This is a genomic window from Klebsiella pasteurii (assembly GCF_018139045.1).
Classification (GTDB): domain Bacteria; phylum Pseudomonadota; class Gammaproteobacteria; order Enterobacterales; family Enterobacteriaceae; genus Klebsiella; species Klebsiella grimontii.
Genome location: NZ_CP073236.1, coordinates 5,486,990 through 5,503,199, shown reverse-complemented (window position 1 = coordinate 5,503,199; position 16,210 = coordinate 5,486,990). Strand labels below are relative to the sequence as shown.

Annotated in this window: 12 protein-coding genes; 4 read left to right on the top strand and 8 right to left on the bottom strand. The window is 55.0% G+C overall.

Translation table 11 applies throughout. The features are described 5' to 3' along the window. The first annotated feature begins 3 nt into the window (after positions 1–3). Genes KCG39_RS25685 through KCG39_RS25675 form a run of 3 tightly spaced genes read left to right on the top strand, consistent with a single transcriptional unit; the run spans position 4 to position 4,830 of the window. Positions 4–2,541 carry a TcfC E-set like domain-containing protein gene (locus tag KCG39_RS25685; RefSeq protein WP_087828705.1) on the top strand — a complete coding sequence of 846 codons (2,538 nt, stop codon included), beginning with the start codon at positions 4–6 and terminating at the stop codon, positions 2,539–2,541. After that, positions 2,531–4,150: a fimbrial protein gene (locus tag KCG39_RS25680; protein WP_112165741.1), complete on the top strand. Its 1,620-nt coding sequence runs from the start codon at positions 2,531–2,533 to the stop codon at positions 4,148–4,150. Before KCG39_RS25685 ends, KCG39_RS25680 begins: the two co-directional genes overlap by 11 nt. Further along, entirely contained in the window at positions 4,147–4,830 is a 684-nt protein-coding gene (locus KCG39_RS25675; protein WP_162626041.1) for a fimbrial biogenesis chaperone, read from the top strand. The genes KCG39_RS25680 and KCG39_RS25675 overlap by 4 nt, the downstream gene beginning before the upstream one ends. Positions 4,831–4,836: 6 nt before the next feature. On the opposite strand, the gene KCG39_RS25670 is transcribed toward KCG39_RS25675, so the two are convergent. Then, on the bottom strand, positions 4,837–5,472 hold the full coding sequence (locus KCG39_RS25670; protein WP_004130180.1) for a helix-turn-helix transcriptional regulator: 636 nt from the start codon (positions 5,470–5,472) through the stop codon (positions 4,837–4,839). 578 nt (positions 5,473–6,050) lie between these two features. Between KCG39_RS25670 and KCG39_RS25665 the strand changes: the two genes are divergently transcribed. After that, on the top strand, positions 6,051–6,467 hold the full coding sequence (locus tag KCG39_RS25665) for an Exc2 family lipoprotein (RefSeq protein WP_004130178.1): 417 nt from the start codon (positions 6,051–6,053) through the stop codon (positions 6,465–6,467). Between the two features lie 37 nt (positions 6,468–6,504). On the opposite strand, the gene KCG39_RS25660 is transcribed toward KCG39_RS25665, so the two are convergent. The 7 genes from KCG39_RS25660 to KCG39_RS25630 all read right to left on the bottom strand — a co-directional run bounded on the left by KCG39_RS25660 (position 6,505) and on the right by KCG39_RS25630 (position 16,196). Next, positions 6,505–7,656 (bottom strand): Gfo/Idh/MocA family protein, encoded by a 1,152-nt coding sequence (locus KCG39_RS25660; protein WP_004130176.1) that lies wholly within the window; start codon positions 7,654–7,656, stop codon positions 6,505–6,507. Continuing rightward, on the bottom strand, positions 7,653–8,681 hold the full coding sequence (locus KCG39_RS25655; protein ID WP_004130174.1) for a sugar phosphate isomerase/epimerase family protein: 1,029 nt from the start codon (positions 8,679–8,681) through the stop codon (positions 7,653–7,655). The genes KCG39_RS25660 and KCG39_RS25655 overlap by 4 nt, the downstream gene beginning before the upstream one ends. 15 nt (positions 8,682–8,696) lie before the next feature. Then, positions 8,697–9,938, bottom strand: coding sequence for an MFS transporter (locus tag KCG39_RS25650; RefSeq protein ID WP_004130172.1), 1,242 nt, complete (start codon positions 9,936–9,938; stop codon positions 8,697–8,699). Positions 9,939–10,090: 152 nt separating this feature from the next. Continuing rightward, positions 10,091–11,467, bottom strand: a complete 1,377-nt coding sequence (pheP, locus tag KCG39_RS25645) for a phenylalanine transporter (protein WP_211811497.1) — start codon at positions 11,465–11,467, stop codon at positions 10,091–10,093. 105 nt (positions 11,468–11,572) lie between these two features. Next, positions 11,573–13,810: a TonB-dependent receptor gene (locus KCG39_RS25640; RefSeq protein ID WP_142467834.1), complete on the bottom strand. Its 2,238-nt coding sequence runs from the start codon at positions 13,808–13,810 to the stop codon at positions 11,573–11,575. Positions 13,811–14,151: 341 nt separating this feature from the next. Next, a complete protein-coding gene (locus tag KCG39_RS25635) occupies positions 14,152–15,105 on the bottom strand; it encodes an aldo/keto reductase (RefSeq protein ID WP_142467835.1) in 954 nt (317 codons plus the stop codon). A gap of 314 nt (positions 15,106–15,419) precedes the next feature. Continuing rightward, on the bottom strand, positions 15,420–16,196 hold the full coding sequence (locus KCG39_RS25630) for an ABC transporter substrate-binding protein (RefSeq protein ID WP_142444864.1): 777 nt from the start codon (positions 16,194–16,196) through the stop codon (positions 15,420–15,422). Positions 16,197–16,210: the final 14 nt, after the last annotated feature.

Below are 16,210 nucleotides of genomic sequence, written 5' to 3'. Positions count from 1 at the left end.
ATTATGGATAATCTTGGTTATGTCAAAGGGACGTTGTTCGCTGGATTATTAATTACGGTAAACCAGGGATGGGCAGCTAATGCTACAGCGCCAGTTAAAGTCAGTAACTATGTTATTCCTTCGGTATTTGCTAACGCGTTATACCAGGGCATGTCGGTCCCTGTTTTTATTCGTTATGAAGGCGATAATAGTACCCAACGCAGCCAGCAAAAAATCGCTGATGCCATCCTTACCATCAAGGATAATGAGTTTCGCCTGAACCAGATCGCGCTCAGCGATCTGCCGGAACGAACCGAATTATCACCTCAGATAAAATCATTGCTCAACGAGATGCAGGACAAAAGCATCGGCGACGGTCAGCGCGTTTATATCAACAAAGACGCCTCTCTCTCACTCGATACGCGTTCCTTTTATCTTGAGCTGACGGTTAACCGGGCAGCCATGCAGGCCGCTATTTTGCCGCGTACCAATATGCTTGGGGAATCCACTGCCCAGAATCTCTCGAGCGTGCTGAATTACTCGATGGGGAGCTATTACAACAAATATGAGAATACCGATAGCGCCAGCAGCTATCTGACGCTGGACAATACCTGGTCGCTGCGCGAGCACCATCTGAATTTTAACGGTTCCCTGTACGGGATTGGTACCGGCAACCAGCAGGGTAAACTGTATCGCTCGATGTACGAGCGTGACTATCAGGGACGCCGCTTCGCAATGGGGATGGTGGATACCTGGAATCTGCAATCGATCGCCAGCATGAGCGCCCTGAACTCCAGCCGTATTTACGGCATTAGCTATGGCAATAAAAGCAGTTCCCAAACGCAGGACAATACGCTAGCTCTGGTGCCCGTCACGGTGTTCCTGCCGGCCGCCGGCGAAGTGCATGTTTATCGTGACGGCAAACTGCTCAGCATTCAAAACTTCTCGATGGGCAGCTACGAGCTCGATACGTCGCGCCTGCCGTTTGGCATCTACAACGTTGATATACAGGTGGTCGTAAACGGACGCGTGGTCAGCAGCCGGACGGCGAACATCAATAAAACGTTCGCCCGGAAATCGAGCGTGACCGGCGATCTCTCATGGCAAACTTTCGGCGGCAGCCTCGAATACAACAAGATGGACTATCGCCATAAATACAACATCAATTATGGCACACGGAATACGTGGATAGCCGGGATCGCCGCGGCAACCAGCCAACCCTGGCTTTCCGGCGTGAATCTGAAAACCACGCTCTACGGTTTTGACAATAACGGCGTCAATGAAACGGAAGCGAACGTGATTTTCAACAACGCGTTCAGCTTTAACCAGCAGGGGCTGCTCGCTACCGACGGCAGCTGGCAGAGTACCTCCACCTTCAATATGAGTTTACCGGACGGATACGGCAACCTGTGGGGGTCGCGCCAGTACAGTTCCATTGGTAACGCGCTACCGATGCAGCAAAACGACTACGTGACCGTCGGCGCCAACGCTAACCTGCGTAAAATCGCGCCGTTCCTCGGTACGCTGAGCGTCAGCCGCACCAATAACAAATATACCGGGAGCACCTATACCAACGTCGATTACGATCAATCCCTGTTAGCTAATCGCTACGCAACCGTTACGTTACGCGTCGGTATTCAGAACTATCAGTACAACAACCATGAAAATCTGCGCGATAAGTACGTCAATATTGACGTCTCTATCCCCTTCTCCACCTGGCTAAGCACCGGTGTGTCCAGCCAAAACGGAAACATGCTGGCGAACGCCACGCTGCGCAAAAGCTTTGACAACAGCGCCATTACCCAGGTGGGAGCATCGGTTTCGAAGCAGATTAAACAAAATAAAAATGACGATAGCCGTTATCGTTCAGACGATTACGCCGCCAATGGTTACGTCAGCTATAACACCAAATATAACGCTGGCACCGTCTCCGTTAGCCGCTCATCGCAGCACAGTTCAAACTACAGCCTGAGCTCGCAGGGAAGCGTGGCCTGGACGGAAAAAAATGTCTATGTCGGCAAAGGCACACAAACCGCAGGCCTGGTAGTGAATACCAATTTCAGCGGTAAGGGCAGGATGATGGCGCAGATAAACGGCCAGAACTACCCGCTGACCGGCAAAAGCAACTTCATCAGTCTTCCGCCTTACGCGGAATATAAGGTGGAACTGATGAACGACAAAAATTCGGAAGACAGCGTCGACATCGTTAACGGCCGACGTAACAAAGTCGTGCTCTATCCCGGCAACGTCAGCGTGATTAACCCGGAAGTCAAACAGCTGGTCACCGTCTTTGGCCGGGTGAAAGATCGCCGCGGCGGTTACTACGCCAACGCCGATATACACAACCACATTGGTAAAACGCGCACCGACGAACTCGGCGAGTTCGCCATGGACGTCGATAAGCGCTATCCGGTGATTACCCTGGTCGATAAATTCGGCGGCATTTGCGAAGTGGATTTGGATCTGACAGAGGCGAAAGGCGCCGTATGGGTCGGTGAGATCCCTTGTGAGATCCAACAACAAACGGCATCAGTGACGGGAGATGTTAAGAATGTCTATTAAACCCCAGGCCATCATGCTGCTGGCCGGCTGGCTGCTGGCCGCGCCGGCTATGGCACTTACCGCTACCAACGACGGGAGCGGCAGCAACACCTATATGTTTATCGACAACGATGTCGATGATGAATATTTCATCACCACCAGCGCCCTGTCCCCACGCTTCACCGGGGCCAATATCTGGACAAAATATAAAACGAACCAGCGTAGTCTGGGATATATGGGCAACTCGGGCTGGAGTTACAGTAACCGCTATTTTGATCTGTGGATCGACAACTCCCCCATTAACCAACCGTTTCTCGGGCTTCGCTGCATGTCCACGGGAGCAAACTGCCCGGCTTCCGGCATTATCCCTGCCGATGTTCTCGACAAAGACGGTTACTATCACGCGATGTCCGGCAACAGCGTAGCGAACGGTTACTACGGTGCCGGAGTGCTTAGCCAGTCGGCCTATGAGTATTTTCGCGATCGGCCGGTGGGAACCATCGATAGTTTGCAGCTTAATCTTTGCTACATGGACTCCAAAGCCGATTATGACTTTGCTTCCGGCGTTCGCTGTAAAGATCTCCCCAGCGGAGGAAAGTGGGTTTACTACACGATGAATCTCGAAAAGGTCTCGCATCTGGCCTTGAACAGTACCGGAGCGATGGCGGAAGTATGGATTGCCAGCGATGGTACGCCAAGCGTCAACCTCGGCTCTGAATTGTGCCAGATGGGCGTGGTCGGAAGCGCTTCAGGGATCATTTGTAAAATGGTTTCTTACAGCTTTCAGGAGACTAAAACCCTCACCACCTCACTTGATTTCCGGATGGTTATCGACACGGCGATGTTGGGATTCTCTCCTTCTTCGTCTGACGTAAAATACAGCGGTGATGGCGCAAGCTGGACCAATTTTGGTACGGTCAGCACCTATAACAAGGTCTTCAAACCATCAGGCGAGTACGTCTACGTATTCCTGTCCAACGCCTTTTTCCAAAAAGTCCTCAAAGCAGGCGCGGATTTAACCAACAAGGATGCGCTGTTTACCTTCTATTTTGATAACTCCGTTACCCCGCAATCGGGTTATTATCAGTTTACGCCATCAACATTAATTAACATTGTCCCACGGGAATACGGCATCAGCATTATCGCCAGCGACGGGAGCGCTCATCCAAAAGCATCCGGCAAGATCGGTAGCGAAGAGCCCATCACCTTTGAGTATAAAGTCACTACCTCCGCGTCGCGTCAGGCCGACAGTATCACCGCCCAGGTGATTGGCGACGCCATCAACATGTATGGTCTTCCGTACTGCCTGTTTACCTCAGCGGACGAGATGCTAAAAGTACCTGTCCCGGCCTACCTCGAATGGACGTCCGCCGCCGGTAAAGCGGTAAGAGTGCGCAACAGCTGCGGTGAGAATCCTGTCGATATGACCAACGCCGCCTGGGTACAGACGGCCTGGAACGCCAACGTCAACGATGGTTTCTTTTTTACCACCACGCTGAAACTGCTGTTTCCGATGGATGACCCGCATTCACAGTTCACCACCGATGGCCATGACTGGATGGGTACAGTCAGCGCCACCGGGGATGTAAAAGTGACCGCCACGTGGGTCGGCGTGGATCGGGGGCTGTGATGAATAAAATCCTACTCATCGGATTATGTGGGCTGTGTATTCAGCCCGCTTCCGCGGTGTACTTTGACTCAATTATCTATGATATGGATGGCAGTAAAGATTTTATCTCCCGGCCAATCGTCAATGATACTAAAAGCAACAATTTATATACTATATCGGCTTATAAAATCTCCCGGCCGGGCAACGGCGATGAGCGACCAGTGACCGGTCAGGATAAAGATCTGGTCTGGTCGCCGCTGCAGTTCACCGTACAGGCCAATAGTCAGGAATATTTTAAACTCTATTACCGGGGGCCAAAAGATGACGTTGAGCGCTATTATCGGGTGATCTTTAAGGAGACGCCCGTTATGGTTCTCCCCTGGCGTCTGGATCAGAAAAAAATGGATGTTGTCCCTTCGGTATCGATGAGCACGATTCTCATCGTTCGCCCGCGTAAGACCCGATTTGAGTATGAAATTAACGAAGCTACAGGCACTATTAAAAATACCGGCAACACCTATTTTAGAGTCATTCTGCAGAAAGGCTGCAATGGTGACGATGAAAGTTCAACGCAATTTTATATGCTGCCAGGAGAGAGCTGGACAGGTCCCGAAGCGAAAAATAGTAACAGGAAATATATTGTCGCATTAGGACGTTATCATAAATTAGGCAACGGCTGTTTCATGGATTCGCCGGGTTAACCGCTGCTAATCCAGCGCGGGTATGTTATGCCTGAAGCGCAGCTCGTGCAGGCGATTGAGCCCGCCGAACTTCTTGCATAAAGAGTATTGAAAGCGGTAGACGCTGCGGGTATCGCACGCCATGATGCGAGCAATATCCTGGCTGGAATGCCCGTCCGCCCGCAGGCGTAGCGTCTTCATTTCATGCTCCGTCAGCGACGGTGTGCGCCGGCAGCGAAGATTTCGCCCCAGCATGATGCGTTTTATTTTCTTGATTAAGCTACTTAAGCTATCGTTGACTTCCACCACCGACCATAGTAATCCGGAGCGCAGCATCCAAAAATTAGCCATGGGCAGCATGCTTTTATCCGCGAGTAAAATAATCTTCAGCCCGGTCTCCTGCAGTTTTTCGGCCCATCCCTCATGCAGAAAATACAAAATATTGTCGAGGGAGAAGTCCACCACCACCATTCCTTCAGGCAAAAAACAGGTGAGTTCACGAAAAACTAAATCATTGACCGCTCGCTTAAAAAAATAATTTTTATCCGGCCATACTGAAAATTTTCTCTCTCCACAAAGAGAACGTTCAATTTTATCTTCCGCTTCAATAGGGCAGTTTAAACCACACGCCATACATTTAATCTCACGGTTACCTGCCGGCATTACATTTACCTCTTGAGTGGCTAAAAATATTTTCAAAAAGATACAGACGTAATACCAAACATACTATAAACAAAAAAAATTGCTGCTATTACATTTACTATAAATATAGAAAACAAAAGACTAATCTATAATTCAAGCCCTTAGAGAAAATAACGTTAACACATTTCATTAAATATTTTAATAAAATACCCACTGAATTTAACCATGTCATATTATATATAGCAAGATATATCCCCCATATTATAAGTAAGCGTAATATTTATTGTTACTTGATTTATAATCACACGCTGCATAATTTTCTGGTTCCTTTCATCTAGTCCCCTTTTACCGCAGCCGGAAATGCCTCCGCCAGCCAGTCGATAAATACGCGCAGCCGATATTGCCGCTGATAAGGTCCGAGGGGCTGTCAGCAACCACCAGACTACGTTGATGGTGGACTGGCGCAGATCTAAAAATGCTGCCTGAAGACCCTTGGATTCATGGGTCTTCAGGTGCTACCGTACAGACATACTTAACCGTTTTGTTCTGTAGCCGAATGATCGGTGTACCTGTTCTAATAATTATGGATGATGATATCAATGAAACTAAAAATGGCTTTTATCGCGCTTGGCTGTTCGCTTGCCGCCCTTTCCGGCTGTACCTCCTCAAAATCTTCCCCGGAACGCCACGCTTACTATTTTGTCTCACACCGCAGCGATTTCGTCGGTGGTAACTTCGTGAGTAACCGTCAGGAAAACTACCGCTTAAATCTGCCGAACTTTACCGACATCTATGCCCGTGGGCAGCAGGACAGAAAGTCGGGGATGAGCGAAAGCGACGCCCGCCGTACTGCCGACGCCATCAGGCAGCAGGTGGCGCAGGGCACAAAAACCCAGCACGCATTTACCGGCAACGTCAGCGATAAATGGGACAACGAGATGGAAAATAAAGACGCCGTGCTGTTTGGTAATGAACTGTCCGGGACCTATCTCGACGGCTATTTTGGCGTGAAATAATACAGCGGGTGCGCAAAATGCGCACCGCGCCTTCTGCTTATCTTTCCACCTGCACCCAGCGCTGCTGCTGATGGCTTTTCACTATCGCATCAACGATGTACATCACATCCGCCCCCTCATAGAAAGAGGCGAAACGCTGCGACGACGCCGGCGGCATCTCGCCGGCGCGCACCGCCTGATAAAAGCTGAGCATCATATTTTTAAACGCATCGGGCCAGCCTTCGTTATGCCCACCGGGGAAGTGGGCGCTGGCGGCGGCCTCGCCGAGCATCAGGCTCGGATCGTCGCTCAGCAGCTGGTTTGGCCGCTGGCGATGCCCCACCCACAGCCGCTGCGGCATCTCCTGCTCCCATGCCAGCGAACAGTTACTGCCGTTGATCTCCACCGTCAGGCCATTTTTTCTCCCGGCGCTGACCTGCGAAACGGTAAAACAGCCCTTACTGCCGTCATCAAAACGGAACAGTACCGATCCCAAATCTTCGGTATCGACGGGCCGCGCCTCATACGCGCTATCATCGCGATGCTGGCTAAAGGTCGCATCCCCGGCAACGGGCGCTTTACGCGCTGGCCAGACGATAGAGAGATCCGCCATCACCTCGACAATACGACGGCCTGTCATAAACTGCACCGTATCGCACCAGTGGGAGCCAATGTCGGCCACCGCCCGCGAGGCGCCGCCCTGCGCCGAATCGACCCGCCAGTTATAGTCGGTCTCCAGCAGCATCCAGTCCTGCAAATAGCTGCCGTGCGCTGCAAACAGCCTTCCGACGTCGCCGTTGCGCATCATCGCCGCCGCCTGCTGCACCATGGCAAACTGGCGATAAACAAAGCTGACGCCATGAACCACCCCGGCGCTTTCCGCCAGCGCCACCAGCTCACGGGCCTCCTCCGCGGTCATGCAGAGCGGTTTTTCCGAAAAGACGTGCAGCCCGGCGGAGAGGATCTGTCGGTTAATCCGCGCATGCAGATGGTTCGGCGTACAGTTATGCACCACCTGCAATCCGGGATGCGCCAGCAGCGCCTCGACGCTACCGTAGGCGTGCGCCACGTTGAGCTGGCGCGCCTTCTGCTGCGCCACTTCCAGCGAACCATCGCACAGCGCCACCACCTCGATATCGCCCACCCGGCGCAGCGCTTCCAGATGCGCCGGCCCGATAAACCCGGAGCCAATAATGCCGACCTGAATCATTCTCCTCCCTCCTTGCCTGCGGCGAAATCATCAAACGCCCGTCCGGAGACCGGAATGATATGGCGGCGGATAAACTCGCTGCCTTCGCGCGCGCCGACTTCCGCGTCCTTCAGGCAACACTCCCACTCCAGCACCGCCCAGCCGTCAAAATCATACTCGGTGAGCTTGCTGAAAATCGTTTTGAAATCGATCTGCCCGTCGCCCAGCGAACGAAAACGTCCCGCCCGCTGCGGCCAGTTCTGATAGCCGCCATAGACCCCGCTGCGCCCGCTGCGGCGGAATTCAGCGTCTTTGACGTGAAACGCTTTGATCCGCGCGTGGTAGATATCGATAAAGGCCAGGTAATCCATCTGCTGAAGATGAAGGTGGCTGGGATCATAAAGTATGTTGCAGCGCGGATGGTTATCGAGTCGCTGCAGAAAACGCTCAAAGGTCACGCCATCATGCAGATCTTCGCCGGGATGGATTTCGTAACAGAGATCGACGCCCTGTTCGTCGAAAACATCCAACAGCGGCCGCCAGCGCCGGGCCAGCTCATCAAAAGCCTCATCGAGAAGCGGCTGATTATGCGGCGGCCACGGATAAAAATAGGGCCACGCCAGCGCCCCGGAAAAGGTGGCGTGCGCCTTCAGCCCCAGACGCGCAGACGCCACCGCCGCCTGGCGCACTTTCTCGACCGCCCACTGCTGGCGCGCCTGCGGGTTATCGCGCAGCGCGACGGGCGCAAACGCGTCAAAGGCCCTATCATAAGCCGGATGAACGGCCACCAGTTGCCCTTCAAGATGTGTAGAGAGCTCGCCGATCGCCAGGCCATGCTCCGCTAGCTTGCCGCTCACCTCATCGCAGTAGGTCTGGCTGGCGGCGGCACGTTCAACGTCGAAAATCGCCGGATGGTTGCAGGGGATCTGCAATGCCTGATAGCCCAAACTGGCAGCCCACTGCGCCAGGCCCTCCAGGGTATTAAACGGCGCCTGCGTACCGATAAACTGCGCCAGAAAAATGCCCGGCCCCTTGATTGTTTTCATACCACCTCCCAAACATTAACGCGGCTCTTTCTCGTTGTACTGGAAAGAGAAAAGGAAAATCAGGGCGATGACCGCTGCGGCCACCGCCGGGATCCACCAGAAGGCGACCCACGCCTGCGGTACGCTCTGGCCTGCCACCAGATGGTTATACAGCGCGCCGGAAATCTGCGACCCCAGCAGCATGCCGATACCGTAGGTGAACATCACGATCATGCTCTGCGCCTGGCCCTTCACCTTTTCACCGGCCACGCGGTCGGTGTAGATAAAGCCGACAACAAAGAAAAAGTCATAGCAGACGCCATGCAACAGGATGCCGAGATAGAGCAGGAAGCGCCCCTCTTCGCTGACCCCCAGCGCAAAGAAGGCATAGCGCACGAACCACGCCGCCATACCGATCAGCAGCATGTATTTCACCCCGAGGCGGCGGAACAGCAGCGGGATCACCAGCATAAAGAAGATTTCTGACATCTGGCCGAAAGACATCGCGGTGCTGACGTCCGCGATACCGGCATCCGCCAGATAAGACGCGGTGTAGGCGTAGTAGGTCCCCAGCGGAATCGAAATCAGCGTCGCGCAGAGGGAGAAAATCAGGAAGTGGCGCGTTTTCAGCAGCGCGAAGGCGTCGGCGCACAGCAGGTCGCGAAACTGTACCGGGGTGCCTTTCGCCGGGGCCGGCGTATGCGGCAACGTCAGGCTATAAATGGCCAGCGCCACCGAACAGAGCGCCGCAACAGAGAAAATCCCTGTGGTATCGGAAATCCCCGTCACGCCGATAAAGATACCGGCGATGATCCAGCCGATGGTGCCGAAGACGCGCACCACCGGGAAGGTTTTATCGACGTTCGCCAGACTGTGGAAAGCGATGTTATTGGTCAACGCCAGCGTCGGCATATAGCACAGAGTGTAGCCGAACAGCAGGCCAATCAGCAGCGCGCCGTTTTGCGCCACCAGCGCCTGCGGAACAAACCACAGAATCACCGCCCCGGCCAGGTGCATTACCGCCATCACCTTCTGCGAAGCGAAAAAGCGGTCGACCAGCATGCCCAGTACGAATGGCGAAAGAATGGACGCAATCGGCCCGGCGGAGAAAGCATCGCCGATCAGCAGCGACATCTCATAGCGGGTCATCACCAGCCCCAGCGTGACCGACCAGCTTCCCCAAATAAAGAACTGCATAAACATCATTAACGACAGCCGCGGCACCAGAAAACGGTGCGTTGCGCGGGGAGTTTCACGACCTTCGGTTGTTGTGATCATTTCGACCGCCCTCAAAAAAGTAATCGATTACAAATACCCTCAAATGAAAAGTAATCGATTACAAAAAGAAGATCGCGGGCAAAATAAGCTAAGCGCGAAGAAGATCACAATAAAAGGAATGATACCCCGCCGGACGGCGGGGCGATCGCGCGCTACGCCTTCCGGCGCAGGGTTTTAAAGGCCGCAAACAGGAACAGGATCCACACCGGCAGCAGAATCGCCGACAGACGCATCCCGTCGATGGTGCACATCAGCACCAGGATCAGCGCCAGAAAGGCGATACAGACGTAGTTACTGCCGGGCGACAGCAGAGCTTTAAACTTCGGCTCGCGCCCCTTGCGCCGCTGGGCGGCGCGGAATTTCAGGTGCGCCAGGCAGATCATGATCCAGTTCAGCAGCAGCGTCGCTACCACCAGCGCCATCAGCAGGCCGAGGGCTTTCTGCGGCAACAGATAGTTAAGCACCACCACCAGGGAGGTAATAATCCCGGAAAGCAGCAGGGAGTTAACCGGCACGCCGCGCTTGCTGACGCGGGCGAGAAACTTCGGCGCATTGCCCTGCACCGACAGACCAAACAGCATCCGGCTATTCGAGTAAACGCCGCTGTTATAAACCGACAGCGATGCGACCAGAATCACGAAGTTCAGCGCGGAAGCCACCACATTGCTGTCAAGATTATGGAAGATCATCACGAATGGGCTGCTGTCGGATTTGATTTCCACCCACGGATAGAGCGCCAGCAGAACCACCAGCGAACCGATATAAAACAGCAGAATACGGTATACCACCTGGTTAACCGCTTTCGGGATGTTCTTTTCCGGGTTGTGGGCCTCCGCGGCGGTAATGCCAATAAGCTCCAGTCCGCCGAAGGAGAACATAATGACCGCCAGCGACATAATCAGGCCGTGCCAGCCGGTGGCGAAGAAACCGCCGTGTTTCCACAGGTTATCGATTCCCGCTTTGCTGCCGCCGTGGCCGCCGAACAGCATCCACAGACCAAAGCCAATCATGCCGATAATCGCCAGCACCTTTATCAGCGCGAACCAGAACTCCGCCTCGCCGTACAGGCGCACGTTCACCAGGTTTACGGCGTTGATAATGAGGAAGAACGCGGCGGCCCAGATCCACGTCGGCACGTCCGGCAGCCAGTACTGCATATAGATCCCGGCGGCGGTCAGCTCCGCCATCCCCACCAGCACGAACATCACCCAGTAGTTCCAGCCGGAAAGAAAACCGGCGAACGGGCCCCAGTATTTATAGGCAAAGTGGGCAAAGGAGCCTGAAACCGGTTCTTCGACGACCATTTCACCCAGCTGGCGCATGATCAGAAAGGCGACGATCCCGGCGACGGCATAGCCGATCAGTACGGCCGGTCCCGCCATTTGAATCGCTGGCCCGATGCCGAGAAACAGGCCGGTACCGATGGCGCCGCCAAGGGCGATAAGTTGAATATGTCGGTTCTGTAAACCGCGATGAAGCGTCGGGCCGCTTTCCTCTACGGCATCCGACGACGTTGACGCGTCTTTCACGTCGATCCCCTGTGTGTTTATATGAAGGGGCACCTTTTAACACTAAGCCGGGCCGGTCGCAACCCGCAGGAAACGAGCCGCCCTGCCCGCTCCTGCGGTTTTGCCTTAAAATTCGTAGCCGACCGAAACCTTGAACGTGCGCGGTTCGCCGCGGAACAGATAGGTTCCGCTGTCGTCCGCGCCGGACCAGTAGTTCTCATCCGTCACGTTATCGACGCCCGCGCGTACCGTCATCTGATTCTGGTTCTCGTTAAGCGCCAGACGATAGCGCACGCCGAGATCCAGGGTCGTGAAGCTATCAATCTTCTTGCTGTTCGCCTGGTCGGCATACTGCGAACCCGAGTGATTGAGGCGTGCGGTGGCGGTGAGGCCGTCGATAGGTTTGATGTCATACTCTGCGCCAAGCACCGCATAGAAGCCCGGTACGCCGATGGCTGTTTTACCATCATTGACGCCATCCTTGGTTTTTGACAGTTCGGCTTTCAGCCAGGTCGCGCTGGCGTTAAGGCGCAGGCCGTACAGCGGTTCGCCGAATACGTTAAATTCCACGCCGCGATTGCGCTGCTCGCCGTTAAGGCCATAGCGCTTATGGCTATCCAGGAAGGCAGACGGCATTTTAATTTCAAACAGCGCCAGCGAGCCGCCAATGCGGCCAAAATCCGCCTTCATCCCGACTTCGTTTTGTTTCGAGTGAATAATTCCGACGCTTTCCCCATAGTTAGCGGCGGAGGTTGGCGCATTGCTGCCCGGCTGCAGGGCTTCGGTATGGTTAGCGTATAAAGAGAGAACCTGCCAGGGCTTATAGACCACGCCATAGGCCGGCATCCAGCGGCTGTTGTCCCAGGCATCGCTTTGCAGGCCGGTGACTTTATCGTAGTTACGCACCACCACTTTCTGATGACGGGCGCCGACGGTGAATAGCAGCGTATCGTCCAGCACGCCGAGGGTGTCGCTCAGCAGCCAGCCCTGGGAACGGGTACGGCCGCTGGTGAGCGGATCGTCATAGTCGCCGCCGAAGGAAGCGTTCGCCGGGGGCGCAACCGGACGGGTATCGTAGATATTCACCGGCGGATTATCCGCCGCCTTCGACATCCGCCACGCGGTTTTGTCGTTCTGGGTTTTCGCCGAATAGCCGACGTTGACCTTGTGCGACACAAAACCGGTAGCGAATTCGCCGCGTATCCCGGCCATGCCGCTGGCGGTATCCATATAGCGGTTGGTGTCCAGGCGCCCCGCCGTGGCGTTGCCCGCCCGGTCAATCAGCTTCGAGGCGCTATAGAGACCGATTTCATGGGCATGCTGCGCCCCCAGAGCGGCGTAGGCGGTCCATTTATCGACAATGTCGTATTCCATTCTCAGCATACCGAACTCATTTTCGATATCGCTATAAGCCCATTTTTGCGTGTAGTTGTGGGTGTTATCCGGCAGGTGCGGAATAAAATCGACGCCCGAAATGTTGATGCCCATCGGGCTACCGTGGAAGGTTTTTTTCTGATAGCCAAAGTCAAACGAGCTGCGCATCCGTTCGCCGCGATAATCGAGCCCTATGGAGGCCAGCGTGGTTCTGCGCTTATCACTCTCCACCGCCGCCTCGCCTTCGCGGTGCACCAGATTCATCCGCGCGCCGAACTGGTTGTCGTCGCCAAAGCGGCGGCCCAAATCCAGCGTACCGCCGACCTGAGAATCCGAGGTATAGTCGACGCCCACGCGAGCGGTCGGGGTATCTTCCGCGCGCTTAGGCTCCAGGTTGATCATCCCGCCGACGCCGGAGCTGGCCGCACCGTTAAGCAGCGCGTTGGCACCTTTAAAAATTTCGACCCGCTCAAGCATGGCGGTATCCACCACCTGACGCGGCACCACGCCCGCCAGCCCGCTCAGGGTCATATCGTCGCCGTCAAATTTAAGGCCGCGAATGCGGTAGGTCTCGGCGTAGTTACCGTAGCCCTGCACTGGCTGAACCCCGGCATCGTTGCTGACCACATCGGCGATGGTTTTCGCCTGCTGATCCTCGATAAGCTTCGAGGTATAGCCGATGATGCTAAACGGAACGTCCATCGCGTTTTGTTCGCCGAGCATCCCAAGACGGCCGCCGTTGGCTATCTGACCATCGAGATAGGCGGGCACCACCAAATCGCCGCCGGCTTTAAAATCGCTGGCGGATGCGGCCTGAACGACCATCGTTTCTTCGCTTTTCTGGCGTTCGGCGACGTTTTCCGCCGCCGTTGCCGAATGGGAGATAGCGCCAATGGTTAACGCCAGCAGCGTTTTCCGCAGTGGGAAAGCCGGTGCGGCGCGGCCGCTTAAGTTGGCAGAGACGGCCAGCGCCGGGAGAGTGCGTTTCATAAGATCAGTCCTGAACAAAATCAACGATCCGATAGTGACTCCGCCGCCGAAATTCGCGTTTCCGGTCTTGCGCCTGTGAGCCCCATCCAGTGCCTTCGCCGTTTACCTGTGAGCCCGCGACGTACGCAGGTTATCTCCTGATAAAATCGCAAACAAGAAGAAGAATGAGAACTATACTCATTATCTTATCGTAATCAAGCCTGGCTTTTGCCGTCTGGAAAAACGTTTCATTTTCGGTGAAAGGGATTCGCCGCAGTGGTTTGGGCTGAAGGTGAGGAAGCGTGCGCAACAAAACGCGGCGAGACAAAAGACCGGAACCCGACAGGCTCCGGCCTCAATCACTACGCGCTGGCGGTATCCAGATGCGCCAGTTGGTCGGCGCTCAGGGTCAGCGCGGCGGCGCGAGCAAAGCTCTCCACCTGAGCGAGGCTGGTGGCGCTGGCGATGGGCGCCGTCACGCCGTCGCGGCTCATCAGCCAGGCCAGCGCGACTTCGGCAGGTTTAGCGCCGCTTTGCTCCGCCACTTCAACCAGGGTATCGACAATACGCAGCCCGCGCGGATTGAGATATTTGCCAATGCCACCCCCGCGCTGGCTTTGCGCGAGATCGGACTGCTGGCGGTATTTGCCGGTCAGGAAGCCGGACGCCAGGCTGTAGTAGGTCACCACGCCGATATCGCGGCTGATGCACAGGTCGCAGAGCGCGCCCTCAAAAGCCGAGCGATGATAAAGATTGTATTCCGGCTGCAGCACCTGCCAGGCCGGCAGACCGCTTTTGCGCGACACTTCCAGCGCGCTCGAAAGCTGCTGCGCATCGAGGTTCGAGGCGCCCATGGCGCGGATTTTCCCCGCCTGCTGTAGGGCGTGGAAGGCGTCGAGGGTTTCGGCGACCGGCGTTTCCGGGTCCGGCCAGTGGGCGAAATAGAGGTCAATATAATCGGTATTCAGGCGTCGCAGGGAGTCGTCCACCGCCTGCTGGACCCACGCTTTTTTCAACCCTTTATGACCGGGAAGGCCTAAATCGGAACCCACTTTGGTGAAGAGCTTTACCTTATCGCGCATGCCTGGCCGCGCCTGTAGCCAGCGGCCGATAATGGTTTCAGACTCGCCGCCCTGGTTGCCGTCCGCCCAGCGGGAGTAAACATCCGCCGTGTCGATAGCATCGAAGCCGTGGTCTATAAACGCATCAAGAATGGCAAAACTGGTTTTTTCATCGATGGTCCAGCCAAAAACGTTACCGCCAAACACCAGCGGGGCGATGGAAAATCCGGTTTTGCCCAAGGGACGTGTCATCATGCCGTTCACTCCTTATTTACCCGTCATACTTCACGTTGCCTGTGCGTTGACTTCGCGTGTTCACCCCGGTCACATACTCGAGTAAGGTCCCGGGGATTAATGAGAGGCTCCTGCCTCTCACCGAAGGCCAGCCTTCGGCTGGTCAAATTCGTTCCTGACGAATTTGTCACTCTCTTGTCGCCTTCATGCAACGCAAATTATATAGGGTAATGCTTATATTCTGTGTCCTTTCAAGAAATGCCAAGGGTCAGAAATGATAGTAAGAAAAGGAAGCTTGAAGCGGGCTATCCGTGCCCGCTGAATGCATAACAACATTATGTCCCGGAATAGACGTCAAAGCTAAAATATTTCCCGGCGAGCTTTTTATAGGTGCCGTCGGCGAGAATGCGGGCTATCGCGCCGTTAATCTCCTGGCGCAGGGCATCGTCCTCTTTGCGCAGGCCAATCGCCGCGCCGGCGCCGAACAGCTTGTCGTCCTTCAGGTGACCGCCAACGAAGGCAAAATTTTTACCCTGCGGCTGCTGCAGGAAGCTGTAGTCGGCCATCATCCCGGACAACACCGCGCCGTCAATACGCCCGGACTCCAGATCCTGAACCACGCGATCCGCCCCCTGATAAGCGACGATATTGATCCCCGCCGTGCGCCAGTGCTGGTTAACGTAAGTCTCCTGCGCCGAGCCCTGCTCTACGCCGATGGTTTTCCCCTTCAGCTGTTCGACGGTATTTCCGGCCAGGGTGTTTTTACGCGCCACGAGGAACACCGGGCCGTTGTACAGCTTGTCGCTAAAGCCGATCTGCTCTTTACGCTTCTCGGTCATATACATACCGGAGAGGATCGCGTCGAACTTACGCGCCTTCAGCGCCGGGATAATGCCGTCGAAGTTGCTTTCCACCCACACGCACTTCGCCTGCAGCTGGGCGCAAATCGCGTTGCCGAGGTCAATATCAAAACCCGCCAGCTTACCCTGCGGATCTTTCCATTCAAACGGCGCGAAGGTGGGATCGACGCCAAAGCGAATTTCCTTATTTTCTGCGGCCAGAGCTGAAGTTGAGGCCATCAGCGCGACCCACAGCAGAAGAGATTTTTTCATTATTTACGGACTCC

What these genes read in the sequence shown, in the direction of transcription:
- KCG39_RS25635 (WP_142467835.1), bottom strand. Translation starts at nt 15,105, where the DNA reads ATGATGACACGTCCCTTGGGCAAAACCGGATTTTCCATCGCCCCGCTG.
- KCG39_RS25660 (WP_004130176.1), bottom strand. Translation starts at nt 7,656, where the DNA reads ATGATTCAGGTCGGCATTATTGGCTCCGGGTTTATCGGGCCGGCGCAT.
- KCG39_RS25650 (WP_004130172.1), bottom strand. Translation starts at nt 9,938, where the DNA reads ATGATCACAACAACCGAAGGTCGTGAAACTCCCCGCGCAACGCACCGT.
- KCG39_RS25680 (WP_112165741.1), top strand. Translation starts at nt 2,531, where the DNA reads ATGTCTATTAAACCCCAGGCCATCATGCTGCTGGCCGGCTGGCTGCTG.
- KCG39_RS25630 (WP_142444864.1), bottom strand. Translation starts at nt 16,196, where the DNA reads ATGAAAAAATCTCTTCTGCTGTGGGTCGCGCTGATGGCCTCAACTTCA.
- KCG39_RS25665 (WP_004130178.1), top strand. Translation starts at nt 6,051, where the DNA reads ATGAAACTAAAAATGGCTTTTATCGCGCTTGGCTGTTCGCTTGCCGCC.
- KCG39_RS25685 (WP_087828705.1), top strand. Translation starts at nt 4, where the DNA reads ATGGATAATCTTGGTTATGTCAAAGGGACGTTGTTCGCTGGATTATTA.
- KCG39_RS25640 (WP_142467834.1), bottom strand. Translation starts at nt 13,810, where the DNA reads ATGAAACGCACTCTCCCGGCGCTGGCCGTCTCTGCCAACTTAAGCGGC.
- KCG39_RS25655 (WP_004130174.1), bottom strand. Translation starts at nt 8,681, where the DNA reads ATGAAAACAATCAAGGGGCCGGGCATTTTTCTGGCGCAGTTTATCGGT.
- KCG39_RS25670 (WP_004130180.1), bottom strand. Translation starts at nt 5,472, where the DNA reads ATGCCGGCAGGTAACCGTGAGATTAAATGTATGGCGTGTGGTTTAAAC.